The sequence below is a fragment of the Gordonia sp. DT218 genome, assembly GCF_049847105.1.
Classification (GTDB): Bacteria; Actinomycetota; Actinomycetes; order Mycobacteriales; family Mycobacteriaceae; genus Gordonia.
Window position 1 is genome coordinate 496,229 of the sequence record NZ_JBNCNS010000003.1, and the last position, 22,281, is coordinate 518,509.

A 22,281-nucleotide genomic window follows, 5' to 3' on the forward strand; every position below is an offset into this window, starting at 1 on the left:
AACCGATACTAGAACACGTTCTAACTTCGGGGCCAGGGGCGGTCGCCACCTGCGCCGACCGAAGCCGGATTTTCGCACCCGGCAGATGTCAGCGGCCGAAGCGGATCATCGCCGTGAGTCCCTCGACGACGTCGTCGAGAACAGAGATCTGCTCCGGCACGGTGTCGCACTCGAGCAGTTGCTGCCGGTCGGCCGGGCCGATGGGCAGCCGGATGGCCCACTCGAACAGGCCGTGTTCGGCGAGGTCGGCGACGTCGAATTCGGGGAGGCCGACGGGCACCGACTCGGGTCGGGTGGTGGCCACCTCGTCGACGAAGGCGCGCAGCGCGAGGCCGAGTTCGATCACCCTGGCATGGTCGGCGGGACCGATCCGAGGTTCCGGGAGGACCTCGGTGACGGCCCTCGGATACGGATCGTCGGGGAGCCACTCGGTGACCCGGATTCGCGCGGCGCCGGTGCAGGTGAGCGACGCCCGGCCGTCGGGTTGGCGCATCAGGTTCTCGATGTGGGCGAAGGTGCCCACATCGTGCCGGACGTCGCCGCCGCCCACCTCGTGGCCACGTGCGATCAGCACGACGCCGAATCCCGCGTCGCGGGGGGTCGCCGCAGTCGATTCCTGGTCGTCGCCGTCGAGGCAGTCTTCGAGCATCTGCCGGTATCGCGGTTCGAAGATCCGCAAGGGCAGCGGCTCACCGGGCAGCAACGCGGTTCCCAGCGGGAACATCGGCGTGCCCGAGGCGCGCGGCACGCCTGTCAGGCGCTGGGTTTGGCGTCGAGTACGACCTCGAACTCGAGCAGATCGGCTCCGCTCGCCACCGGCTTCGCACGCTCGCCCGAGTGTGCCTCCTTCGCCGGGCCCGACGCCCACGCCTGGAAGTCCTCTTCGGATTCCCACTGGGTGACCACGAAGTACCGGTCGTCGCCCTTCACCGGGCGCAGCAACTGGAATCCGAGGAATCCCTTGGAGCCGTCGACCGAGTGGGCACGATTCGCGAATCGCTTCTCGAGTTCCGGTCCGGCGCCCTCGGGTACCGAAATCGCATTGATCTTCACAACTGCCATGGGACCCACCCTACTGGCATGCTGGAGTGGGATATCGACAGTTCAACGCCCCGCAGATATGTCGCAGTGGAGGTGTCATGGCACGCGGAAGACTGGAACCGGGACCCGATCACCCGATCACGGTGTCGCCGACGGATGATCGTGTCGTCGTCCGGGTCGGCGACACCGTCGTCGCACGGACGGCGGATGCGCTCACCCTGCGCGAGGCGGAGTACCCGCCCGTGCAGTATCTACCCCGGCAATCGGTGGACCCGTCGTTGCTCCGCGAGAGCGCGACCACCACCTTCTGCCCGTACAAGGGTGAGTGCAATTACTACGACCTCACCCTCGGTGCCGAGGTACTGACCGACGCGGTCTGGGTCTACCGATCCCCGTACGACGCCGTCGCACAGATCGCCGACCATGTCGCGTTCTATCCGGGTCGCGTGTCGGTCGACGTCGACGCGGCGTCGGGCTGATCGGCGGCTGCTGCCATACCCTGTCAGCCGTGACCGCCACTCGAACCGCGACGCCTGCGGAGACCGGGGCCGCAGACATCGGCCTGCTCGATCACGGCGGACCCACCGACTCCGACGGTCAGCCGGTCCGCGGTGTCGGCCCGATCGTCCTGCTGCACGGCCTGATGGGGCGCGGACGCACGTGGCGACGACAGATCCCGTGGCTGCGTCGCCACGGCCGCGTCTTCACTCTCGACGCCGCCTTCCACACCGGCGCCGACGTGGAGGCGCCCGACGATCCCGCGGAGCTGAGCACCGAGCGTTTCGTCACCGATCTGGCCGAGGTCCTGATCTGGATCGACCAGGGCCCCGCGGTCCTGGTGGGACATTCGATGGGCGCGCTGCACGCCTGGTGCACCGCGGCCGCCTACCCGGAGATGGTGTCGGCGTTGGTGATCGAAGACATGGCGCCGGACTTCCGCGGACGCACCACCCGGAACTGGACCCCCTGGTTCGACAGCTGGCCCGACCGGTTCGCATCGATGTCGCATGCACAGGAGATGTTCGGCGAGGTCGCCGGCCGCTACTTCTACGAGGCCTTCGACGACGGCCGGTTGCACGGCAGCCTGGCCATCTGGTCAGAGATCGCCGAGGAGTGGGGCGGTCGCGAGTTCTGGTCGGAATGGAGTTCGGTGCGGGTACCGTCGCTCGTGATCGAGGCCGAACACTCGGTGACACCACCCGGGCAGATGCGGACCATGTGTTCGGCCCGCAGCGCAGCGCAGTACCTACGTGTGCCGGACGCCGGACACCTGGTGCACGACGACGCCCCGGACATCTATCGCGGTGCGGTGGAGGCGTTTCTGGCCGGGATGCCGACCACCTCGGCCGGCTGGGTCATCAATTCGCCTCCCCTGCAAGACAAAACCGACCGTCGTCGGTGAGCTCCACCAGTCCGTCGGTCAGTAGCGAATCGAGGGCACGGTCGCGTTGGGCGGTGTCGGTGGTCCACACCGTGTCCAGGCGGGCCCGGACCACCGGATGGTCGGTACCGCGCAGGACGTCGAGCAGCAGTCCCCGGACCTGCCGGTCGGTGCCGGCGAACTTCTGTACCTTGCGGGCGGGGCCGGTGTGGGCCGGCCGGCCGAGCCGTATCCAGGTGCAGTCGGGGAGCGGGCACTCGTCGCACCGCGGGCTGCGGGCCGTGCACACGAGGGCCCCGAGTTCCATCAGTGCGGCGGAGAACCGTGGCGCGGCGGCGTCGACGGAGCCGTCGGTGCTGTGCGGTAGGAGAGCGGTGGCGTCGGCGAGGTCGCCACGAGAGGGATTGCCCGGCTGTTCGCGTCCGTGCACCGCCCGGGCGATGACCCGCCGAACATTCGTGTCCACCACCGGAACCGCCTGCCCATAGGCGAAACACGCGACCGCGCGGGCGGTGTAGTCGCCGATGCCGGGGAGCGTCAACATCGTCTCCACATCGTCGGGGACGCGATCGTCGTGCTGTTCGGCGAGCACGGTCGCGCATTCGTGAAGCCGCAGCGCCCGCCGCGGGTAGCCGAGCTTGCCCCACGCACGGAGCACTTCGCCGGGTGACGCAGCCGCCATCGCCGACGGCACCGGCCACCGTTCGATCCATTCGCGCCACGGCCCGACGACGCGCGAGACGGGGGTCTGCTGCAACATGATCTCGCTGATCAGGATCTGCCAGCCCGACAACCCCGGCTCACGCCAGGGCAGATCGCGCTCGTGGAGGTCGAACCAGCCGAGCAGAACGGCCGGTGGCACACTAGTGGACATGAGCCAAGTGACGCCGACCGAGGCCTGGAAGATCCTGCAGGAAGGGAACGATCGGTTCGTTGCCGGTGAGTCTCAACATCCCAAACAGGGTATCGAGGATCGGGAGCGTCTGACGTCGGGACAGCACCCGCATGTGGTGCTCTTCGGCTGCTCGGATTCGCGTCTCTCGGCCGAGATCATCTTCGATCAGGGTCTCGGCGACATGTTCGTGGTCCGCACGGCGGGGCAGGTCATCGACTCGGCGGTGCTGGGCTCGCTGGAGTTCGCCGCCGAGGTGCTCGAGGTGCCGCTGATCGCCATCCTCGGCCACGACAGCTGCGGGGCGGTCAAGGCCACCCTCAACGCCCTCGACAACCTGCAGATCCCCGGCGGCTACATCCGCGAACTCGTCGAGAAGGTGAGCCCGAGCATCCTGGCCGGCCGCAGCGAGGGGCTGACCCGTGTCGACGAGTTCGAGGCGCGCCACGTCCTGGAGACCGGCAAGCAGTTGATGGAACGCAGCCGCATCATCGCGGATCGGGTCGCCGACGGCCGCCTCGCGATCGTGGGGCTGACCTATCAGCTGGGCGAGGGACGCGCGCAGGTGCGCGGCGTGATCGGTCAGCTCGACGGTATCGAGACCGTCGACGCCTGACGCGCTCGTCGGGCCGGTGCGCGCGACGGGGGGGTGCCGGGGCTGAACCCTGACTTTAGACTTTTGGCCGGTCAGGTGCTGTTTGTGCGACACGCCGAGCGCGGTCGGACACGGCGTCAACAGGGGCCGTTAGCGTGGGTTCCGTGATCGAACCGCAAGGCCCGCTACCACCTGAGATCTATTGGCGACGTCGTATCGTCGCCATCGGTGGTGGCGCCGTCGCGCTTGCGTTGATCATCGGTCTCATCATCTGGGCCACCGGGAGCAACGGCGACGATCCGTCGAATGCGGCGGCCGCCTCGTCGGTCGCGTCGTCCACGGCGTATTCGAGCGAGCCGACAGCCGAGTCGTCCGATCCGTCGGCGAGTGGTCAGGTCTCCGGCGGCGGAACCGGTGGCGGAACCGACAGCAGCTCCAGCAACGGAGTGCCCGGCGAGGCCGCGGCCGGCGCCAGTGGATCGGTGGCCGCGTCGTCGGTGCCGTCTCCGAGTGGTGTCGCGCAGGCTCCGGGTCCGGTGCCGCCGTCCGGGCTGTGCCCGGACGCGAACATCTCGGTGGTCCTGTACACCGACAAGCCGACCTACAGCACGGGTGACCAGCCGGTCTTCACGATCGTCACCACCAACGCCGGACTCACCGACTGCACCCGCGACGTGGGCAAGGCCGCGCAGGACGTCGTGGTCCGCACCCTCGACGGCACCCGGACCCTCTGGTCGGCGCGCGACTGCTCGCCGCTGCAGACGGTCAACAACGTGAATCTCAAACCCTCGCAGCAGGTGCGCGACACCATCACCTGGTCGGGCACCACGAGCAGCCCCGGCTGCGACAAGCCGCGCGTGCCGATCGCGGTCGGGGCTTACCAGGCCATCGGGAAGATCGGGGAGAAGGAGTCCGCGCCGATCACGTTCAACGTGGTGGCGCCGGCGCAGCCCTGAGTCCCTCGATTCGGTAGCAATAATCCGCGGTGAGCGCGGGTTATTGCTACGAAATCGGTCAGGTGGTCGCGCGCACCACGAGTTCCACCGGCAGCCGGACGGTCTCCGGCTCCCGGCCGGCCACCAGATCGAGCAACCGTCGAGCCGCCGTCGCACCGATCTCATGCGCCGGAGACCGGACGGTCGTGAGCGGGACCGGCAGTTGCGCGACGACGGGGATGTCGTTGTAGCCGACCAGTGCCAGATCGTCGGGGATGCGCAGTCCGAGGTCGCGGGCGACACCCATGACGCCGATGGCGATGGTGTCGGACACCGTGAAGATGGCGGTGGGTCGCGTGGGTGAGTCGAGCAGGGCCCGGCCGGCCGCGATGCCGCCGTCGACCTCGAATGTGGAGTGCACGATCCGGTCCGCCCGGAGCTCTACGGACGCGTTGCCGAGTTCGGCCCGGAATCCCTTGAGTCGGTCGCCCGCGGTGGTGGCATGGCGTGGACCGGCGACGACGGCGATGTCGGTGTGCCCGCGGTCGAGCAGATGCCGGGCGGCCAGTCGGCCGCCGGTGATGTCGTCGCCGCCGACGAAGGGCAGTCCGGACTCGGCGTGGCGCGTGACGGCGAGCATCGGGACGTTGCCGATGCGGAGCGCGTCGATGAACGGCCGCCCCGGGTTGTGCAGGCTGCTCAGCAGCAGGCCGTCCACCTGGCGGCCAACGAGTAGCTCGATGGCGCGACGTTGGGCGTCGAGATCGTCGGGTGGGCTCGACAGCAGGACGGAGTACCCGGCACGGGACGCGGCCTCCTCGATGCCCTGATATGTCGTCGCGACCACCCCGTCGGTGAGGCGGGTCATCACCACTCCGAGGGTGGTGGTCTTGCGCGTGCGCAGGCTGGCCGCCCAGAGGTTGGGCTGGTAGCCGAGTTCCGCCGCCACCCGCCGGACTCGCAGCGCCGATTCCGACCATCCGTCGGCGGGCTCGGTCTGACGCAGGATGCGGGAGGCGGACGACACATGCACGCCCGCGCGTTCGGCGATCTCCTTCAGCGTCGGCGCGCGGTTTCCGTCACGCATGCGCACGCACCTCCCTCCGGCCGGATGTGGGTTGACGAACTCGTCCCGGCAGCCCTACATTAGTCGATGCAAACGTTCTTGCAATCGTTCTCGCAAACCCGGAGGAACCGATGTCCCGACCGCAGACCCTGAGCCAGCTCTTCGCCCTCGATTCGCTTCTCGAGCCGGAGGAGATCGCGATCCGGGACACGGTCCGGAAGTTCGCCGACGAGCGCCTGCGTCCGTATGTCGCGGACTGGTTCGAGGAGGCGAAGCTGCCTGCCCGCGACATCGCGAAGGAACTCGGCTCACTCGGCGCGCTCGGCATGCATCTCGAGGGCTACGGCTGCCCGGGGCTCAGCGCGACGACCTACGGTCTCGCCTGCCTCGAACTCGAGGCGGTCGACTCGGGTATCCGCAGTCTCGTCTCGGTGCAGGGCTCGCTGGCCATGTTCTCGATTCACCACTGGGGCAGCGAGGAGCAGAAGCAGGAGTGGCTGCCGCGGATGGCCGCCGGCGACGCGATCGGGTGCTTCGGTCTGACCGAACCCGACTTCGGGTCGAACCCCGCCGGGATGCGCACGCACGCCAAACGCGACGGCGACGACTGGGTGCTCAACGGCACCAAGATGTGGATCACCAACGGATCGATCGCGGACGTCGCGGTGGTGTGGGCACATACCGATCTCGCCGACGGTGCGGCCGGCATCCGCGGGTTCGTGGTGCCGACGGACACGCCGGGCTTCTCGGCCCCCGAGATCCACAAGAAGGTCTCGCTACGCGCATCGGTCACGTCCGAGCTGGTGCTCGACGGTGTCCGTCTGCCGCAGTCGGCGATGCTGCCGGAGGCGCAGGGACTCCGCGGTCCGCTCACGAGTCTCGGTGAGGCGCGCTTCGGGATCATCTTCGGCTCCATGGGCGCCGCACGGGATTGCCTCGAGGTCGCGGTCGACTACTCGCAGACACGTGAGGTGTTCGACAAGCCGCTCGCCGGATACCAGCTGACCCAGGCCAAGATCGCCGACATGGCGCTCGAGGTGGGCAAGGGACACCTGCTGGCCTATCACCTCGGCCGCCTCAAGGATCGCGGCGAGATCACCCCCGAGCAGGTCAGCACCGGCAAGCTCAACAACGTACGTGAGGCGATCGCAATCGCGCGCGAGTGCCGAACCATCCTGGGCGCCAACGGCATCACCCTCGAATACCCGGTGATCCGCCACGCCAACAATCTCGAGTCCGTGCTCACCTACGAGGGCACCTCCGAGGTCCATCAGCTGACCATCGGCAAGGCGCTCACCGGCGAAGGCGCTTTCCGGTGAGTGGTTCGCTCGGCGACGACGCGGGCGGAGCGCTCGGCGGGCTGGTGATCGCCGACTTCGGCCGGGTGCTCGCCGGCCCCTACGCGACGATGCTGCTCGCCGACCTCGGCGCCGAGGTGATCAAGATCGAGCGACCCGGCTCGGGCGACGACACCCGCAGCTGGGGGCCGCCATGGGTCGGCGGTCCGGAAGCTGTTGAGTCGTCGTACTTCCTGTCGGTGAACCGTAACAAGCGGTCGGTCGCCCTCGACCTCACCGACCCGGACGGCCTCTCCGAGGCCCGACGAATCGTCGAGCGGGCCGACGTCGTCGTCGAGAACTTTCTGCCGGGGACGATGGACCGGTTGGGTCTGGGTTACGACGCTGTGCGCGAGTCCAACCCGGACATCGTCTACTGCTCGGTGACGGGGTTCGGTGGAGACAATCAGCTCCCCGGATACGACCTGCTCATCCAGGCCGTCGGCGGTTTGATGAGCATCACGGGTCCCGACCCCGACCGCCCGACCAAGGTCGGCGTCGCGATGGTCGACGTCATCACCGGATTGCATGCTGCGGTAGGTATTCTCGCGGCGTTGCGCCATCGAGATCGCACCGGCGAGGGACAGCGGATCGAGGTCAATCTGCTCTCGTCGTTGCTCTCGGCGCTGGTCAATCAGACATCGGGATATGTGGCGGCGGGGGTGGTGCCGCACGCCATGGGCAATCGGCATCCGAGCATCGCGCCCTACGAGGTCTTCGACACCGCCGACCGGCCACTGGTCCTCGCGGTCGGCAACGACCGTCAATTCGCCGCGCTCGTCGACGTTCTCGGCAGGCCGGAGCTGGCCTCGGACCCGCGTTTCGCCACCAACTCCGATCGGGTGGCCCATCGCACCGGGCTCGTCGACATCCTGAACTCGCTTCTCGCACAGGACACCGCCGACAACTGGTTCGCCAGGCTCACCGGTGCTCGCGTGCCCTGCGGGCCGCTCAACGACATCGCCGACGCGATCGCGCTCGCCGAGCGACTCGGCCTCGCGCCGGTGGTGACCATCGACGACCCGCGACGTGACTCGCCGATCCGGCAGGTGGCCAACCCGATCCGGATGAGCACGACCCCGGCGACCTACCGGTCGGCGCCACCCCGCCTCGACGAACACGATCCGCTCGTCGACGCCGTCTGAGCTGTTCGCCCGTGCTCTACTCGTATCGCTCGATGCTGCTCTCGGCCAGCCGGGACAATCCCTCACGGATGTGGCGGGCCCAGATGCTGCCGATGCCCTCGACGGCCTGGAGGTCGGCGGCGCTCGTCGCGAGCAGGGCCTGCAGCGTCCCGAAGCTACGCACCAGACGGTCGATGTGCGCGAACTGCAGACGTGAGATCCGCGCCAGGAGCCGGTAACCGCGCGGGCTCATCGCGGTATCCTGGGCCTCGATGGTGGTCGGATACCCGAAAGCGCCCGCGAGCAGCGTGAGGTCGAGGAGATCGGCGTCGGACAACTGCTCGATGCTCTCGAGCGCCTGCCGGACCTCCTCGGTGCGCGCCGGCTCCGGGCTCGCGTAGTAGTCACGGACCAGTAGTTCGCGCATGGTGTCGTTGTCGCTGATCAGCTCTTCGAGTTGCAGGCTCACCTGGCGGCCGTTCACACCGAGTTCGAGGACATATTCCTCGATCTCGACCGACACCCGCCGAACCATCTCCATGCGCTGTGCGGTTGACATGGCATCTCGCAGCATCACGTAGTCCTCGATCTCGGCCCGCGACAGTCCCGCGATGACCTCGTCGAGTCGGGTCTTGTACCGCTCGAGCGTCGCCAAGGCGACGTTGGCCCGCGACAGGATGGGGTCGGGGCTCTCGACCACGCGCCGCACGCCGTCGACGTAGACGCTCACGATCGACATCGACGCACTCACCGAGATCACGGGGTGGCCGATCTGGATGGCGGTGCGCTCGGCGGCACGATGTCGGGTACCCGACTCCTCGGTCGGAATCGACGGATCCGGCACGAGCTGGACATTCGCCCGCACGATCCGCTTGCCGTCGGTGGAGAGGACGACGGCGCCGTCCATCTTGGCGAGCTCGCGCAGACGTGTCGGGGCGAACTCGACGTCGAGGTGGAATCCGCCGTCGCAGATCTTCTCGACGTCGGAATCGTGGCCGAGGATGATCAAGGCGCCCGTCCCGCCGCGCAGGATGCGCTCGAGCCCATCGCGCAGACCGGTACCCGGGGCCACCCGTGCCAGGGTCTCCCTGGTCAGCTCCGACTTCGCGATCTCGGCCATCATGCCCTTTCCGGTCCCACCTCGTCGCATGGGTGACACCGCGTACGGACTAGGGTATCGGGACGTGAAGAGCGGTTTTGTGGTGCCCACCGACCTGGACCCCATCGAGCGTCATCCCAAGGCCGTCCGGCCGGGTGAGCCGATGAGGATGCACAACCCGATGTGTTACGGGTGTGGCGAGGATTCCCCGCACGGTCTGCATCTCGAGATGTATGCCGGGGAGGACTTCACGGTCACCGCGTCGATGACCGTCGAGACCCACTTCGAGGGTGGCCCCGGCGTGTTGCACGGCGGCATCCTGACCACGGCCTTCGACGACGTGATGGGGATGGCGCCGCTGCTCGTCGGGCCGTCGGCGGTCACCGTGCACATCGAGGTCGACTTCCTCCGACCCATCCCGGTCGGATCGACCCTGGAGTTCCGCGCGACATTGCTCGGGCGGCAACGCCGCAAGCTCTACACCGAGGGCGTTGCGCACATCGGTGACCCCGATCAGCCGGTCGCGGCGGCCCACGCCATCTTCGTGTCGATCAACGCCCGCGAACACTTCGCCGAGCACATCGGCAAGAGTCAGCTCTCCGACGAGTACAAACAACGACTGTCGCGTCCCTGAGCCCGTTCAGAACGGCGCGTCGACCACACTCGCCAGTCCGGCACGGACTGCCTGCTCGAGGTCGCCGACGCGGGTGACCCGGATCCCGGACGGCAGGTTCTCGTCGGTACCCGCCGGGATGATCGCGTGGCGGAAACCGAGCCGTCGGGCCTCGGTCACCCGCCTCGCCACCGCGGACACCCGCCGCACCTCGCCGGCGAGCCCGACCTCGCCGATCGCCACCGTGGTGTGCGGGATGGGGGTGTTGTCGAGAACCGAACTCACCGACAGCGCGATCGCGAGATCCGCGGCCGGCTCGGTGACGCGCATCCCGCCGACGGTCGCGAGGTAGACCTCCTGGTCGTTGAGGGGCGCACCGAGCCGGGCCTGCAGCACGGCCAGCACCATCGCCACGCGCGCCGAGTCCAGGCCGGAGACGGCACGCCGGGGAGTCGCCATGGTGCTCTTGTTGGCGAGCGCCTGGATCTCGCCGACCAGCGCGCGTTTGCCGTCCATCGTGACCATGGTGGTCGAACCCGTGACGTCGGCGTCGCGCTGATGGAGGAAGATCCCGGACGGGTCGGGTACCTGATGGATCCCGTCGTCGCGCTGCTCGAAGCAACCGACCTCGTCGGCGGCGCCGAAGCGGTTCTTGATGCCGCGCACCATCCGGAGGCTGGAATGCTTGTCGCCCTCGAAGGACAGGACGACGTCGACCAGATGCTCGAGCGAGCGAGGGCCGGCGACCGCCCCGTCTTTGGTGACGTGCCCGACGAGTACCACGGCGATCCCGCGGTTCTTGGCCATCGACACCAATGCCGTTGTCACCGCACGGATCTGGGTGACGCCGCCGGTGACGCCGTCGGTTCCGGTCGCGACGACCGTCTGGACCGAATCCACGACGACGAGTGACGGATTCACCTCGTCGACGTGGCCGAGGATGGTCGCGAGGTCGGATTCGGCCGCGAGATAGACGTTCTCGTGGACCGCGTCGGTGCGCTCGGCGCGCATCCGGACCTGGCCGGCCGACTCCTCGCCGGTGAGATAGAGGGCCTTCTGGCCGCGGTGTGCCCAGTGTTTGACCGTCTCGAGCAACAGGGTCGACTTGCCGACACCCGGCTCGCCCGCGAGCAGGATCACCGATCCGGGCACCACGCCACGCCCGAGGACGCGGTCGAGTTCTTCGATGCCGGTGGGGATCGCCACCGACGCGTTGGCATCGATCTCGGTGATCGGCCGGGCCGGGCTGGTGGGCGTGACGCCGCCGACCGCATTGCCACGGCCACCGATCGTCGTGGCGGCCTCGTCGACCGTGCCCCATTCGCCGCAGTCCGGGCAGCGACCCACCCATTTTGCGACGGAATGCCCGCAGGCGCTGCAGCGGAAGGACGACTTCGGTTTGGCCACCCGGTCAGCCTAGTGAGGGCCCCCGACAGCCGTGCGAAGCGTGACAGCCGAAAGGAGAGCGACAGCCGAGAGAAGAGCTCAGTGCTCGACGGGCGGGGCCTCGGCCTGCCGGATCTTGTCCTGACGCGGCAGGGTGGTGCCCGAGTCGATCGGCGTGTCGACAGTGGCCTCGCCGGACTTCTCGAAGCGGAACTTCAGCGGCGTCGTGAGGCCGGGGGCGACCGAGTCGCCTGCTCCGGACAGCATCACCGTGAGGCGCTTCTCCTCGTCGGTGGACTGGACGTTCTCGGGTTCGAGCAGCCCGACGGGCTTGCCGGCACGAAGCGCCTGTCCCGCAGCGATACTCGTGTCACCGGCGATGGTGACCTTGCCGCCGGCTGGAGCGTCGATGGCGACCAGCCGGTCGTTGAGGACGGGGTCCACATTGCTGATCACGAACGAGATCTCGAACGGACCGCCGTTGCCGAACACCTCGTCGGCCTTGTCGGTCGGGTACATGATCTGCACGTTCCGCAGCTGCATCGAACCGACGTTCGCCAGGTTGCCGTTGACGGCGGGTTCCTGGCTCGCCGTCTGCGAGATCTGACCCGCACCGCACGCGGTGGTGCCGAGTGCGAGAGCGATGCCCGCCGCGGCGATCGCGGTCACCTTGGTCGTACGCCCCATGCGCGTACGGACAGCCGAACGCCGAGCGGTTTTCCGAAGCACTGACACCCGTTCCTCCCAGGTATTCGAAAGGCCGATACGCACATGCGTGAACCCTGCACTACGCAGCGTAGTGGGCGGCAACCGCAAAAGCCCGATCGGGTGTCGGATTGGTGCCGCCGGGGTTGGTGCGACGATGTGCCGGAGGGGGTTTCGGCAGTGCCTGTGTGTGGCCGATCACGGCCCGGTTTGTGCTGGTCCGTCGCCCCGCGAGGTGTGGCCGGAGCGCACGGTACAGCGCGTTGACCTGCACCGTTGTGTGGGCCCTCTCGGACGCCCGTGCTAGACTGGGTCTACTCGAAAGGGGCACGGAACATTGAATTTCAAAGTTGGCGACACCGTTGTCTACCCACATCACGGTGCTGCTCGGGTCGAGGACATCGTGACTCGGACCATCAAGGGCGAACAGATCGAATATCTCGTTCTCAAAGTTGCCGATGGTGACATGACCGTTCAGATCCCCTCGACAAAGCTGGAATACGTCGGCGTTCGTGACGTCGTCGGCGCAGAGGGGCTCGGTGAGGTTTTCGAGGTGCTTCGCGCCCCGCATACCGAAGAGCCCACCAACTGGGCGCGCCGGTTCAAAGCGAACCAGGAAAAGCTCATCTCGGGCGACATCATCAAGGTCGCCGAGATCGTTCGTGACCTGTGGCGTCGCGAACAGGACCGTGGACTGTCGGCCGGTGAGAAGCGCATGCTGACCCGTGCCCGTCGCGTCCTGGTCGACGAGCTGTCGCTGGCGCAGAACACCGACGACGAGAAGGCGACCAGCATTCTCGACGAGGTGCTGGCCGCGGCGTCCTGACCCGTTGAATTGCACGTGACTGACATCCCGGCGGCGCCGGAATGACGGTGAGTGTGGTCGTCCCGGCCGCGGGGTCTGGCACCCGGCTGGGTGAGGCGGTCCCGAAAGCCTTCGTCGATCTGGGTGGCGGAACGACCATTCTCGAACGCTGTGTCGACGGCATCCTGCGCGCAGGGGTTGCCGACACTGTCGTCGTGGTGGTTCCCGCCCACCTGATCGACGAGGCGACGCGCCTGGTCCCGAACGCCACGGTGGTCGCCGGTGGATCCCATCGGTCCGAGTCCGTCCGGGCAGGCATCGCCGGTACCGACTCCGACATCGTGCTGGTCCATGACGCCGCGCGTCCCTTCACGCCGCCCGACGTGTTCCATCGGGTCGTCGCCGCCGTGCGTCACGGACATCTCGCCGTGGTCCCCGGACTGCCGGTTGCCGACACACTCAAAGAGGTCGAACCGGTGGCGGCCGGGCCGGGCACCGGAGAACCGGTGATCCGAACCGTCGATCGCGAACGTCTCCGTGCCATCCAGACCCCACAGGGCTTCACCCGCGCGGCGCTGATGCAGGCTCATGCCGACGCCTCCGGACTCGCCACCGACGATGCGGGGCTCGCCGAGCGTGCCGGGATTCCGGTCCACGTGGTCGCCGGTGATCCGCTGGCCATGAAGATCACCACGCCCTGGGATCTCCGGATCGCACGTGACATCGTCGCGGAGACGTCCCCCGCTGGTCGAGTGGTCGACGAGCGTAGCGAGGAGACGTATCGAGACCACCTCACGGAGCCCCCCTCATGAGAGTCGGCATCGGTTCCGATGCGCACCGCGTCGACGCGGATGCGCCCTGCTGGATGGTCGGGCTGCACTTCCCCGATGCGCCCGGTTGCGAAGGTCATTCCGACGGTGACGTCGGCGCGCACGCCCTGTGTGACGCGGTGCTCTCGGCAGCCGGACTCGGCGATGTCGGCTCGGTGTTCGGGACAGGCCGTCCGGAATGGGCGGGCGTCTCCGGGGCGGCGATGCTGGAGCACGTTCGCCAACTCGTCACCGACGCCGGTTTCCACGTGGTGAACGCCGCGGTCCAGGTGATCGGCAACCAGCCGAAGATCGGACCTCGTCGTGACGAGGCCCAGCAGGTGCTGGGCGCGGCGCTCGGCGCACCCGTGTCGGTGTCGGCGACCACCACCGACGGGCTGGGTATGACCGGTCGAGGCGAGGGCGTGGCGGCGGTCGCGACCGCGTTGCTCGACTGACCCGGGAGCCACCGGGGCCGAATGGCGAATCTGACCAGGTAGGATTGCTCGTCGTGACCCTGCGCCTGTATGACACCGCGTCCCGAGAGGTGCGCGACTTCGTTCCGCTGCACCCCGGACACGCATCGGTGTACCTGTGCGGCGCCACCGTCCAGGGCGTGCCCCACATCGGTCATGTGCGCAGCGGGATCGCCTTCGACGTACTGCGGCGCTGGCTCGAACATCAGGGCCTCGACGTCCTGTTCGTCCGCAATGTCACCGACATCGACGACAAAATCCTCCGGAAGGCCGAGGACAACGGTCGTCCCTGGTGGGAGTGGGCGGCGACCCACGAGCGTGCTTTCGATTCCGCGTACGACGCACTGGGCGTGATCGCGCCGTCGGGCGAACCCCGGGCCACGGGATTCGTCACCCAGATGGTCGAGTACATGCAGCGGCTCATCGACCGCGGTCACGCCTACGAATCGGACGGCAACGTCTACTTCGACGTGCTGAGCCTGCCCGAGTACGGGTCGCTCTCCGGGCATCGACTCGACGACGTGCACCAGGGGGAGAGTGCGGGTACCGGCAAACGGGATTCGCGTGACTTCACCCTGTGGAAGGCGGCCAAGGCCGGCGAGCCGTCGTGGCCCACGCCGTGGGGGCCAGGACGTCCGGGCTGGCATCTCGAATGCTCCGCGATGGCCACCTCACTCCTCGGCCCGGAGTTCGACATCCACTGCGGTGGCATGGATCTGATCTTTCCGCACCACGAGAACGAGATCGCGCAGGCGCACGGCGCCGGAGATCCGTTCGCCCGCTACTGGTTGCACAACGGCTGGGTGACCATGGGCGGCGAGAAGATGAGCAAGTCGCTGGGCAACGTGGTGTCGATCCCGGCGATGCTGTCGCGGGTGCGCGCGGTGGAACTGCGTTATTACCTGGGCAGTGCGCACTACCGGTCGATGCTCGAATACTCCGACGGCGCTCTCACCGAGGCGGCCGCGGGATACCGGCGGGTCGAGTCCTTCGTCACGCGGGTGTCGTCGCGCGTGGGCGAGGTCGCGGTCGGGGAGGTCCCCACGGACTTCGCCGACGCACTCGACGACGATCTCGGCGTGCCGGCGGGGCTGGCAGTGGTGCACAACGTTGTGCGGCAAGGCAATACCGCACTCGAGTCGGGTGACGGACCCGGGGCGCTCGCGGCCGCGTCGTCGGTGCGCGCGATGATGGGCATCCTCGGAGTGGATCCGCTCGACGAACACTGGTCCGACGACAGTGCGGACGAGAGCGCGGCCACCACGGCGCTCGACGTCCTGGTGCGCGCCGAGTTGGAACGCAGGTCGCAGGCGCGCGCGGAAAAAGACTGGGCGACCGCGGATTCGGTCCGCGATCGACTCGCCGAGGCCGGTATCGAGGTCACGGACACACCAGATGGTGCGCAGTGGTCGCTGAAGGGAACGTCCTGACATGGCAGGAAACTCCAAACGTAAAGGCGCGGTGCGCAAGACCGGCAGCAAGAAGGGGCAGACCGTCGGTTCGGGCGGGCAGCGACGCCGCGGACTCGAGGCGCGCGGGGCCACTCCGAAGGCGGTCGACCGGCCGTATCACCCTGCTCACAAGCGGGCCAAGGCGGCCGCGAAGACCACCACCGGCCGCGGTGGTGCCCGCAGCCGCAAAGACGACGGCCCCGAGTACGTCCTCGGTCGCAACCCGGTGGTGGAGTGCCTGCGCGCCGGGGTGCCGGCAACCGCGCTGTACCTGGCCACCAACTCCGAGCCCGACGAGCGGGTCGCCGAGAGTGTGAAGATGGCAGGCGATTTCGGTATCGCAATCCTCGAGGTGGGAAAGAACGAGCTCGACCGCCTGTCGTCGAACGGGATGCATCAGGGCATCGCCCTGCAGGTGCCCGAGTATCAGTACGCCCACCCCGACGACCTGATGCGCGACGCCGTGGACAGCGGGACGCCACCGCTGCTGGTGGCCCTCGACAACATCACCGACCCGCGCAACCTCGGTGCGGTCATCCGTTCGGTCGCGGCCTTCGGTGGCCACGGTGTCCTCATCCCGCAACGACGCAGCGCCAGTGTCACGGCGGTCGCCTGGCGGACGAGCGCCGGTGCGGCCGCGCGGCTGCCGGTGGCGCAGGCGCCGAATCTGACCCGCACGCTGAAGGATTGGGCGGCCGACGGGGCCCAGCTGGTCGGTCTCGACACCGGGGGCGATGTGACCCTCGACGAGTACGACGGCACGGGGCCCACCGTCATCGTGGTCGGCTCGGAGGGCAAGGGACTCTCGCGGCTGGTGCGCGAGACCTGCGACTCCATCATGTCGATCCCGATGGCCGGTGATGTCGAGAGCCTGAACGCTTCGGTCGCGGCCGGCGTCGTGCTCGCCGAGTTCGCACGTCAGCGACGGCAGTAGGACGTATCTCGGCCCCGCCGCGGCCACTAGACTTCGCGGTATGGGTGGACGCGGACGGACAACGGATCTCGTCATCGACCTGAACGCCGACCTCGGTGAGGGCGTCGGCGACGACGAGGCGATGCTGGAGGTCGTCAGCAGCGCGAATGTGGCCTGTGGCTTTCACGCCGGGACACCCGCAGAGCTGATCGCGACCTGCCGGTCGGCGGCCGACGCCGGCGTGCGGATCGGTGCCCAGGTCTCGTATCCGGACCGGTCGGGTTTCGGCAGGCGCTTCATGGATGTCGCGCCCGACGACCTGACTGCCGATGTCATCTATCAGATCGGTGCCCTCGACGGCATCGCCCGCGCCGTCGGTGCCGAGGTTTCATACGTGAAACCGCATGGTGCGCTGTACAACTCGATCGTCAAGCATGAGGGTCAGGCGGACGCGGTGGTGGCGGCGATCGTGGAGCTCGGTGGATCGTTGCCGTTGATGGGGTTGCCCGGATCGGTGTCGTTGCGACGTGCCGCGCAGGCCGGGATCCCGTTCATCACCGAGGCCTTCGCCGATCGTGGCTATCGGCCGGACGGCACCCTGGTTCCGCGGACCGAGCCGGGGGCCGTGCTGACCGACAGTGGCGAGATCGCGCGACGTGTCGTCGGGCTGATCGCCGACGGCACGGTCACCGCCGTCGACGGATCGGTGATCGCCGTCGACGCAGAGTCCGTCTGCCTGCACGGCGACACCCCCGGTGCCGTCGCGCACGCGCGTGCCGTCCGCGGCGCACTTCGGGAGGCCGGTATCTCGATCTCGGCAGACTGAGGTCGCCGGTGGATGGTTTCGGGCCCAGAAGCGTCGATGCACGTTGCTGTCGGCGAGAAGGTGGTTGCTCTCGGCGTTGAGTGTGTTGCTGTCGGCGGGACAAACCGGCTCCGCGGGCGGGATCAGGGCGTCGTCTATGTTGGGGTACATGACATCGATCGATAGCAGGGTTACCACCACCGATGGCATCGTCGAGGGTGCGCGGGGCAAGCGCACCCGGCGCGGCACCATCAGCTGGAAAGGCATCCCGTTCGCCGCGCCGCCCGTGGCCGGCCTGCGCTTTCGTGATCCGCAGCCGGTCAATCCGTGGCCCGGCGTCCGCGACTGCACCCGATTCGCCAAGGCGGCGATCCAGGAGAAGCAGTTCACTGCGGTCGCACCCGGCAAGTATCAGCCGGTCGGGGAGGACTGCCTCACCCTCAATGTGTTCGCGCCCGACCGCCCGTCGTCGACGCCGCGACCGGTCATGTTCTTCATCCACGGCGGTGCGTACATCCTCGGCACCGCGGCAACCCCCCTCTACGAAGGGTCGTTGCTCGCCCGTGCGCAAGATGTCGTCGTCGTGACCGTCCAATACCGGTTCGGCCCGTTCGGATTCCTCGACTTCGGCGCCTACGCCACCGACGACCGTCCGTTCGACTCGAATCTCGGCCTCAAGGACCACGTGGCGGCATTGTCGTGGGTGCAGCGCAACATCGCGGCATTCGGCGGTGACCCCGACAACGTGACCGTCTTCGGTGAGAGTGCCGGCGGCACGTCGGTGGTGAGCCTGCTGAGCACGCCCGCCGCGAACGGCCTGTTCAACCGGGCCATCGCGGAGAGCCCGGCCACCGAACTCGTCATCGGCAAGGACTCCGCACGGATCTATGCCGACGAGTTCCTGCGTTTGCTGCGAGATCCACAGCGCCGGTCGACGCGGATCGACACCGAGGCCGAACCGATTCCGGCCGCCGACGCCCAGGCGCTGATCGCTCGGTCGTCGGCGAACGAGATCCTTCGTGCCGGAGATCGTCTGATGAAGTTCGCCGCCGCGGCCGGCGTCGACGACGCGATCCCGTACGGACCGGTCGTCGACGGTGATTATCTGCCCGCCTCGCCACTGGATGCGGCCGCCGCCGGCACGACGCTTCCGGTGCCGCTGATCATCGGCAGCAACCACGACGAGGGGCAGCTGTTCACCAAGTTCTGGAATGTACTGCCGGACGCCGAGAAGGCACTGGTCCGGGTCAGCGACGAACAGGACCGTCGCGAGATCCGGGCGCTGTACAACGGCGGCGAGCGCGATGACGTCCAGCTGGCGGCGGATGCCGTGTTCTGGGCGCCGATGGTGGCGTTCGCCGAGGGACACAGTCGGGTGGCGCCGACTTACGTCTATCGCTACGACTTTCACACCCGCATCCTGGCCGCGACCGGCGTCGGGGCGACCCACGCCACCGAGTTGTTCGCGGTGTTCGGTGCTTATCGCACGGCGTTGGGTGCCGGCCTCGCGGTCGGGGACTGGCGTTCCACCGGGCGGGTGATCGCCGACGTGCAGGATCGTTGGGGTGCCTTCGCCACCGGCGGCGTTCCCGGGGTGGGATGGCCGGCCTACGAGTCCGGCAGCCGCAAGGTACTCATCATCGACGATCCCGACCGGGTGCAGACAGATCCGGAGGGTGCCCGTCGCGCCGCCTGGCAGAAGGTCCACGCCTCGGCCTGACTGGCGGTGCTGTCGGCGGGGAGCGGGTTGCTGTCGGCGAGATACGGGTTGCTGTCGGCGGTGGTCGGGTGGCCAGGTGGCAGGTCGGTCAGGGCGCCCAGTGACTCGCCGGATCGGCGGCGAGGAACGAGACCACCAGCGGGTTGAAGAGTTCGGGCGATTCCACCGGCAGGATGTGCGTGCCCGGGAGCACGGCAAACCGGCCGTGGGGCAGCACTCGCGAGAGTGCCAGCACGTGCTCGATGCGAACGACGCCCCGATCGGCCGCGACCACCAGCGTCGGCGCCGCGACCTCGGCGAAGTCGTCGAGATCGTATTCGGGCTCGCGACTGAGCATGGCCACCGTCTTCTCGTACACGACCTCGAAATGGTCGGGCCCGTCCGGTGACACCGGGACGTATCCGCTGCGCAGGAACTCCACCGTGGACGGATTCCGCTGTTTGATGAGGCTGAAGAACTCCGCGGCCTCCTGGCCGTCGGTGTTGACGTAGTTGGCCACCAGCACCATGCGGTTGACCAGATCGGGTCGTTGCCGGGCGACGAGCAGGGCGATCACCGCGCCGTCGCTCCAACCGACCAGATGGGCCGGTGTGCTCACGACGTTCTCGAGATAGTCGATGGTCTCGGCGGCCATGTCGGCATAGGTGAACGGGCCGTCGTGATCGGGTGAGTGGCCGTGTCCACTGCGCTCGGGGGCGTAGACGTTCAACCCGACACCTGTGAAGTCGGCGATCTGTGCACCCCAGGTGGCTGCCGACCCGAAGGCCCCGTGCAGCAGCACGATGGCCTGACCAGAAGGGTCGCCACCGTGGAAATGCCACACTCGCCGTCCGCCGACGTCCACATAGACGCCGCCGTCGATCTGTTCACCCGCGGTCACGCTCGACACTCCGCCCATCGTTCCAGAAGTCGCCGCCCATCGGGAAACGGTTGTGACTCGAATCCACAACGACAATCGGGGCAGGGACAATCGGGGCAGGGGACAATCGGGGCAGGGACAATCGAGACAGAGGCCACAGATGAGAACGGGGTTATCTCTGACACGTATACGGCTGGTCGATTAGGTTCACTTCAGTAACACTGAGTACGTCTCGCCGAGGGGCGCGGACGACCGCAGGACGTGCGCGCATTGAAGGGGTCCGATGGACATTCGTCAGAGGTCGCTGCGTCGTGCCGGCGTGGTTCCGGCAGTCGTCGTGGCCGTGGTCGGGATGGTCGCCGCACTCTCCGGGCTGGCCCCGACCGCGACTGCGGCTCCCGGGGATCCTCCGCCCGCGATGAGCTTGGCAGACCTGGGTTCGTCCTCGACGATCACCTTCCCGGGACAGCAGGGTGAGGTCAGCCTGACCCTGCCCGTCCCGAAGGACCTCACACCGTCGGTGCTGCGCGGCAACACCCAACTGCCGGCGTTCGTCAAAGGCGGCAGCATCGATGTCCTGCAGGGCGATCGGCTGATCTCTCGGACACCGATCAATCCGGCGCCCAACGCGCCGATCGAGCTGTCCCTGCGTGGGGTCCGCGTCGACAAGAACGCCGCCGATCTGGTCCTGCGCGGTTACCTCCAGATCGAGGGGTTCTGTCAGTTCGACCCACAACACGCGTTGCGCATCGTCAATGCCAGTGTCGCCTACACAGGGCGAGAGGCGATCCCGGACACCGTCGCCGACTTCTTGCCGCCGGTCCTGCGCGGATTGACGATCTACGTCCCCCAGGATGTGCAGCAGGCCGAGGGGGCCGCGGCGGTCAATCTCGCGACCGCTGTGGTGGCCAACTACGGGACCACTCCGGTGCCGATCGACACGGTTGCGTTGCCACGCGGTGCGACACCCCCGACGGTGCCGGGCCCCTTGGAGAGACAGGTCGTGATCAGCACCGACGCGCCGCCGGGGCTGTCCCTGCACGACAACCGCGGCAGCAACTATCTCGAGATCGGTGGGTCGGGCGACGAACTGCTCACGCAGACACAATTCCTCACGTCCAGTCTCTCGCCGATCGCGCTGAGCTCGGCGGCGGTGGCCGGAACCCTGCACGGGGCACCGCAACTCCCGCCCGACGTGCAGACCCTCTCCGACATCGGGATCCCGGATCAGAGCGCCACGTCGGCATCGTGGCCTTCGGTCACCGTTGGCATCGATCAGACCCGGTTGGGACGGCCGTCCAAGAACATCCGGGTGCAGCTGGAGGGCTCCTACAGCCCCGGTCCGCGCGACGCCGACGGATTGATCTCGGTGAAGGTCGGCGATCGGGCGATCGCGACGTTGCAGAACGACGGCAGCGGGACCTTCAACTCGTGGGTCGATGTGCCTCAGGACGTCGTGACCCGCTACACCGAACTCACCGTGACCCTCGAGCGCGGCGACCTCGGCGAGAGCTGCGGCACCGGCTACCGCAGCTCGCTGAGTCTGAGCTCGGCCGGTGAGATCCAGTCGGAAGCATCTGATCCGCCGGTGCCCAGCGGATTCCAATCCGTGCCCCAGGCCCTGATGCCGCGTACCCAACTCGCGTGGTCCAAGGGCGATGTCGGCGACGTCTCGCGGGCCGTCTCGATCGCATCCGGATTGCAGGCGATGTCTGCGGTGCCGTTCGGTGTCGACGTGGTGTCGATGGACACCGCCGGTTCGTCCGATCAGCCGGCGATCCTGATCTCTGCCGACGGGAAGGGATTGCCGGACCTGGGTCTCCCGTTGCAGTCCGACGGCCGAACGTTGAAGGTCGTGTCGCAGGGCGACGATCCCCAGGAGTCCTCGGTCACGCTCAATCCGGGTGTCGACTACGGCGCTCTCGAGGTGACCCGATCCGGTGACCGGAGTCTGCTGGTGGCGACCTCCACCGATGACGCGAGTGACCTCGACGGCCTGCTGCGGTGGATGTCGACCGACAAGCGGTGGTCGTCGGTCAGCGGTGACGCGATTCTTCAGGTTCCCGGGCATGATCCGGTCGCGGTCGCTTCCGACGAGGTGAATGCTGCCGCCGACCAGGAGTCGTCCGACGAGGAGGAGGCCTGGTTCACCATCACGGGGGTCATCGTGGGTGCTGCGCTACTGGTCGGGATCGTGATCGGCGGGACGATCATCGTGCGCAGACGGCGAGCGCGGGCGGCCCGGCCGGCACAACAGCCGAAACAGTAG

Annotated in this window: 23 protein-coding genes; 15 read left to right on the forward strand and 8 right to left on the reverse strand. The window is 68.0% G+C overall.

Translation table 11 applies throughout. The features are described 5' to 3' along the window. Positions 1-88 precede the first annotated feature (88 nt). Entirely contained in the window at positions 89-724 is a 636-nt protein-coding gene (locus ACPXCG_RS13840; protein ID WP_425792830.1) for an LON peptidase substrate-binding domain-containing protein, read from the reverse strand. 29 nt (positions 725-753) lie between these two features. Next, entirely contained in the window at positions 754-1,062 is a 309-nt protein-coding gene (locus ACPXCG_RS13845) for an antibiotic biosynthesis monooxygenase family protein (protein WP_425792536.1), read from the reverse strand. A 77-nt stretch (positions 1,063-1,139) separates the two neighbouring features. Here ACPXCG_RS13845 and ACPXCG_RS13850 point away from each other — a divergent pair, with 77 nt between their 5' ends. Next, on the forward strand, positions 1,140-1,520 hold the full coding sequence (locus tag ACPXCG_RS13850; RefSeq protein WP_425792537.1) for a DUF427 domain-containing protein: 381 nt from the start codon (positions 1,140-1,142) through the stop codon (positions 1,518-1,520). A gap of 20 nt (positions 1,521-1,540) precedes the next feature. Next, the gene (locus ACPXCG_RS13855; protein ID WP_425792831.1) at positions 1,541-2,443 is read left to right on the forward strand and encodes an alpha/beta fold hydrolase; all 903 of its coding nucleotides are present in this window, start codon (positions 1,541-1,543) and stop codon (positions 2,441-2,443) included. On the opposite strand, the gene ACPXCG_RS13860 is transcribed toward ACPXCG_RS13855, so the two are convergent. Further along, entirely contained in the window at positions 2,400-3,296 is an 897-nt protein-coding gene (locus tag ACPXCG_RS13860; protein ID WP_425792538.1) for an A/G-specific adenine glycosylase, read from the reverse strand. The genes ACPXCG_RS13855 and ACPXCG_RS13860 overlap by 44 nt on opposite strands. On the opposite strand from ACPXCG_RS13860, the gene ACPXCG_RS13865 reads away from it, so the two are divergent. Further along, complete coding sequence (locus tag ACPXCG_RS13865; protein WP_425792539.1) at positions 3,295-3,930, forward strand: carbonic anhydrase; 636 nt, start codon at positions 3,295-3,297, stop codon at positions 3,928-3,930. The two genes, ACPXCG_RS13860 and ACPXCG_RS13865, sit on opposite strands and share 2 nt — an antisense overlap. 143 nt (positions 3,931-4,073) lie before the next feature. Continuing rightward, a complete protein-coding gene (locus tag ACPXCG_RS13870; protein ID WP_425792540.1) occupies positions 4,074-4,865 on the forward strand; it encodes a hypothetical protein in 792 nt (263 codons plus the stop codon). 58 nt (positions 4,866-4,923) lie between these two features. Here the strand turns inward: ACPXCG_RS13870 and ACPXCG_RS13875 are convergent, their stop codons facing one another. Next, a complete protein-coding gene (locus tag ACPXCG_RS13875) occupies positions 4,924-5,931 on the reverse strand; it encodes a LacI family DNA-binding transcriptional regulator (RefSeq protein WP_425792541.1) in 1,008 nt (335 codons plus the stop codon). Positions 5,932-6,041: 110 nt separating this feature from the next. Between ACPXCG_RS13875 and ACPXCG_RS13880 the strand changes: the two genes are divergently transcribed. After that, positions 6,042-7,229 carry an acyl-CoA dehydrogenase family protein gene (locus ACPXCG_RS13880; protein WP_425792542.1) on the forward strand — a complete coding sequence of 396 codons (1,188 nt, stop codon included), beginning with the start codon at positions 6,042-6,044 and terminating at the stop codon, positions 7,227-7,229. Then, positions 7,226-8,392, forward strand: a complete 1,167-nt coding sequence (locus ACPXCG_RS13885; RefSeq protein ID WP_425792543.1) for a CaiB/BaiF CoA transferase family protein — start codon at positions 7,226-7,228, stop codon at positions 8,390-8,392. The genes ACPXCG_RS13880 and ACPXCG_RS13885 overlap by 4 nt, the downstream gene beginning before the upstream one ends. A gap of 16 nt (positions 8,393-8,408) precedes the next feature. Here ACPXCG_RS13885 and disA read toward each other — a convergent pair whose 3' ends face one another. Then, positions 8,409-9,494 (reverse strand): DNA integrity scanning diadenylate cyclase DisA, encoded by a 1,086-nt coding sequence (disA, locus tag ACPXCG_RS13890; RefSeq protein ID WP_425792832.1) that lies wholly within the window; start codon positions 9,492-9,494, stop codon positions 8,409-8,411. Between the two features lie 25 nt (positions 9,495-9,519). On the opposite strand from disA, the gene ACPXCG_RS13895 reads away from it, so the two are divergent. After that, a complete protein-coding gene (locus ACPXCG_RS13895) occupies positions 9,520-10,104 on the forward strand; it encodes a PaaI family thioesterase (RefSeq protein WP_425792544.1) in 585 nt (194 codons plus the stop codon). A gap of 6 nt (positions 10,105-10,110) precedes the next feature. On the opposite strand, the gene radA is transcribed toward ACPXCG_RS13895, so the two are convergent. Continuing rightward, on the reverse strand, positions 10,111-11,490 hold the full coding sequence (gene radA, locus ACPXCG_RS13900; protein WP_425792545.1) for a DNA repair protein RadA: 1,380 nt from the start codon (positions 11,488-11,490) through the stop codon (positions 10,111-10,113). A 78-nt stretch (positions 11,491-11,568) separates the two neighbouring features. Continuing rightward, the gene (locus ACPXCG_RS13905) at positions 11,569-12,156 is read right to left on the reverse strand and encodes a hypothetical protein (protein ID WP_425792546.1); all 588 of its coding nucleotides are present in this window, start codon (positions 12,154-12,156) and stop codon (positions 11,569-11,571) included. A gap of 355 nt (positions 12,157-12,511) precedes the next feature. Between ACPXCG_RS13905 and ACPXCG_RS13910 the strand changes: the two genes are divergently transcribed. The 7 genes from ACPXCG_RS13910 to ACPXCG_RS13940 all read left to right on the forward strand — a co-directional run bounded on the left by ACPXCG_RS13910 (position 12,512) and on the right by ACPXCG_RS13940 (position 19,153). Continuing rightward, positions 12,512-13,000: a CarD family transcriptional regulator gene (locus ACPXCG_RS13910; RefSeq protein ID WP_161061799.1), complete on the forward strand. Its 489-nt coding sequence runs from the start codon at positions 12,512-12,514 to the stop codon at positions 12,998-13,000. 41 nt (positions 13,001-13,041) lie between these two features. Next, on the forward strand, positions 13,042-13,791 hold the full coding sequence (ispD, locus tag ACPXCG_RS13915; protein WP_425792547.1) for a 2-C-methyl-D-erythritol 4-phosphate cytidylyltransferase: 750 nt from the start codon (positions 13,042-13,044) through the stop codon (positions 13,789-13,791). Then, positions 13,788-14,246, forward strand: coding sequence for a 2-C-methyl-D-erythritol 2,4-cyclodiphosphate synthase (gene ispF / locus ACPXCG_RS13920; RefSeq protein WP_425792548.1), 459 nt, complete (start codon positions 13,788-13,790; stop codon positions 14,244-14,246). The genes ispD and ispF overlap by 4 nt, the downstream gene beginning before the upstream one ends. A 53-nt stretch (positions 14,247-14,299) precedes the next feature. Then, positions 14,300-15,694 carry a cysteine--tRNA ligase gene (gene cysS, locus ACPXCG_RS13925; protein ID WP_425792549.1) on the forward strand — a complete coding sequence of 465 codons (1,395 nt, stop codon included), beginning with the start codon at positions 14,300-14,302 and terminating at the stop codon, positions 15,692-15,694. 1 nt (position 15,695) lies between these two features. Next, entirely contained in the window at positions 15,696-16,649 is a 954-nt protein-coding gene (rlmB, locus tag ACPXCG_RS13930; RefSeq protein ID WP_425792550.1) for a 23S rRNA (guanosine(2251)-2'-O)-methyltransferase RlmB, read from the forward strand. 40 nt (positions 16,650-16,689) lie between these two features. After that, positions 16,690-17,454: a LamB/YcsF family protein gene (locus ACPXCG_RS13935; RefSeq protein WP_425792551.1), complete on the forward strand. Its 765-nt coding sequence runs from the start codon at positions 16,690-16,692 to the stop codon at positions 17,452-17,454. Positions 17,455-17,602: 148 nt separating this feature from the next. Further along, positions 17,603-19,153, forward strand: a complete 1,551-nt coding sequence (locus tag ACPXCG_RS13940) for a carboxylesterase/lipase family protein (protein ID WP_425792552.1) — start codon at positions 17,603-17,605, stop codon at positions 19,151-19,153. A gap of 88 nt (positions 19,154-19,241) precedes the next feature. On the opposite strand, the gene ACPXCG_RS13945 is transcribed toward ACPXCG_RS13940, so the two are convergent. Then, positions 19,242-20,042, reverse strand: a complete 801-nt coding sequence (locus ACPXCG_RS13945) for an alpha/beta fold hydrolase (protein WP_425792553.1) — start codon at positions 20,040-20,042, stop codon at positions 19,242-19,244. Positions 20,043-20,295: 253 nt separating this feature from the next. Here ACPXCG_RS13945 and ACPXCG_RS13950 point away from each other — a divergent pair, with 253 nt between their 5' ends. Beyond that, entirely contained in the window at positions 20,296-22,281 is a 1,986-nt protein-coding gene (locus tag ACPXCG_RS13950) for a hypothetical protein (RefSeq protein ID WP_425792554.1), read from the forward strand.

Bases quoted from the DNA above. Each gene is read 5' to 3' on its own strand.
- ACPXCG_RS13840 (WP_425792830.1), bottom strand. From the start codon at position 724: ATGTTCCCGCTGGGAACCGCGTTGCTGCCCGGTGAGCCGCTGCCCTTG.
- ACPXCG_RS13845 (WP_425792536.1), bottom strand. From the start codon at position 1,062: ATGGCAGTTGTGAAGATCAATGCGATTTCGGTACCCGAGGGCGCCGGA.
- ACPXCG_RS13850 (WP_425792537.1), top strand. From the start codon at position 1,140: ATGGCACGCGGAAGACTGGAACCGGGACCCGATCACCCGATCACGGTG.
- ACPXCG_RS13865 (WP_425792539.1), top strand. From the start codon at position 3,295: ATGAGCCAAGTGACGCCGACCGAGGCCTGGAAGATCCTGCAGGAAGGG.
- ACPXCG_RS13860 (WP_425792538.1), bottom strand. From the start codon at position 3,296: ATGTCCACTAGTGTGCCACCGGCCGTTCTGCTCGGCTGGTTCGACCTC.
- ACPXCG_RS13875 (WP_425792541.1), bottom strand. From the start codon at position 5,931: ATGCGTGACGGAAACCGCGCGCCGACGCTGAAGGAGATCGCCGAACGC.
- ACPXCG_RS13880 (WP_425792542.1), top strand. From the start codon at position 6,042: ATGTCCCGACCGCAGACCCTGAGCCAGCTCTTCGCCCTCGATTCGCTT.
- disA (WP_425792832.1), bottom strand. From the start codon at position 9,494: ATGATGGCCGAGATCGCGAAGTCGGAGCTGACCAGGGAGACCCTGGCA.
- ACPXCG_RS13895 (WP_425792544.1), top strand. From the start codon at position 9,520: ATGGGTGACACCGCGTACGGACTAGGGTATCGGGACGTGAAGAGCGGT.
- ACPXCG_RS13905 (WP_425792546.1), bottom strand. From the start codon at position 12,156: ATGGGGCGTACGACCAAGGTGACCGCGATCGCCGCGGCGGGCATCGCT.
- ispD (WP_425792547.1), top strand. From the start codon at position 13,042: ATGACGGTGAGTGTGGTCGTCCCGGCCGCGGGGTCTGGCACCCGGCTG.
- ispF (WP_425792548.1), top strand. From the start codon at position 13,788: ATGAGAGTCGGCATCGGTTCCGATGCGCACCGCGTCGACGCGGATGCG.
- rlmB (WP_425792550.1), top strand. From the start codon at position 15,696: ATGGCAGGAAACTCCAAACGTAAAGGCGCGGTGCGCAAGACCGGCAGC.
- ACPXCG_RS13935 (WP_425792551.1), top strand. From the start codon at position 16,690: ATGGGTGGACGCGGACGGACAACGGATCTCGTCATCGACCTGAACGCC.
- ACPXCG_RS13940 (WP_425792552.1), top strand. From the start codon at position 17,603: ATGACATCGATCGATAGCAGGGTTACCACCACCGATGGCATCGTCGAG.
- ACPXCG_RS13950 (WP_425792554.1), top strand. From the start codon at position 20,296: ATGGACATTCGTCAGAGGTCGCTGCGTCGTGCCGGCGTGGTTCCGGCA.